At 47.8% G+C, this 1,470-nt stretch carries 1 protein-coding gene; it reads right to left on the reverse strand.

Going from position 1 to position 1,470, the window contains the following annotated elements:
• Window positions 1–1,385 (reverse strand): AMP-binding protein (locus tag DW981_RS14655; protein WP_118508247.1); only part of this gene is annotated, 1,385 nt, incomplete at its 3' end.
• Window positions 1,386–1,470 lie beyond the last annotated feature (85 nt).

Here is a 1,470-nt window from a genome sequence, read left to right on the forward strand (position 1 = left end):
TCCAACTTTCCATTCATCGTACGTGGCAGCTCCTCTATCTGAATATACTTCACACTGCCACGCAGGATCGGATAGCGTTGCAGCACACGTCGTTCCCATGCTGCATCCGGTTCTTTCGTTCCAAATATCCCGATCATTTCCCGCTCTCCGTCCGCAGTCATGACCGCTGCAACCTTCTGTCCAAACATTTTTCCAATCTCTGTCTGCAGTTCATCCAGCCCCACACGCTGACCGCATATCTTCGCATAACGGTTCATACGTCCGGTGATATACAGATAGCCATCCCCATCTATATACCCTGCATCCCCCGTATAGCGAAGCACCGTATATTTATACGATTCCTGCTCTGTAATAAACAATTGGTTCAGACTGTGTGCATATCCCAGAAAAACATTCTTTCCCTCATAAACAATTTCTCCACATCCGTTCTCATCTGCGAGTGAGATTGTCAGTTTTCCTCCGGGTATGACCGTACCGACACTATCGATCTTATCCGGATGTTCATTAAGAAAAAAGCTGCTGATCCTGGCTGTTGCCTCAGTCTGCCCATACATAACCGCCAAATCCACATTTCTACGTTCAGCCTCCTGCAGCAGATATTCCTTCATACTGCGGCTCATCGCTCCCCCTGCTGTTGTCATCAGCCTTAATGCCTCAAACGTCCTGTCAAACACATGCAGCTTACGGTACCATTCGTATGCATATGGCACACCGCTGATAGCGGTTACTCTGTTTTCTTCCAGATAGTCCCAGCATTCCTTATGAAAAATATCGGTTTCCGGGATAAGCAGACAGCCTCCTGCATAGATCGTGGAATTGACCACAGAAAGACCATAAGAGTATGAAACAGGCATAAGCACAGCTGACCGCTCTGTACAATCCATACGCAGAGACTCGGCGATCGACTTGGCATTGGCCGCCAGATTTGCTTTCGTAAGCATCACCAGTCTTCGCCCGCCGGTACTCCCCGATGTTGGTATTAGTAACGCCAGATCCTCAAGCCAATGATAAGTAAGTTCAAAGCCGGTATTGTCCCGGCTTGCGATCACATACCCGTTCCACTCACAGGCAGTTTCATAGCATTGATACCTCTTTCTGTTTTCGGAACACTCGGTCTGTCCACCGGAATATTGTGGCAGATTCCGGTTCTTCGGATACACAAACCACTGTGGCCGGTACTCATCCATATATTCCTGCACCTGCTCATCCCGCATTGACGCATTCAGCAGGATCAGCGGAACATTATTTTTCAGGAAAAAGCCATATAACGCAATGGATTCTGCCGAATTATCTGCCAGCAAAAGTGCATGCTGTCCTTTGTGTACGGATATCGGTATTGTCCGGATCAACGATATGATATTCTCTGTTGTGACCATCCTGCCCATCCGTCATCCCTCCCGCACCTGTCTGGCTATCATTTCACAAAAACTGCCTGTATTGCTGAAATTTTCACTCAACAGATCCACATCA

The sequence above is a fragment of the Clostridium sp. AM49-4BH genome (assembly GCF_003478335.1).
Taxonomy (GTDB): Bacteria; Bacillota; Clostridia; order Lachnospirales; family Lachnospiraceae; genus Butyribacter.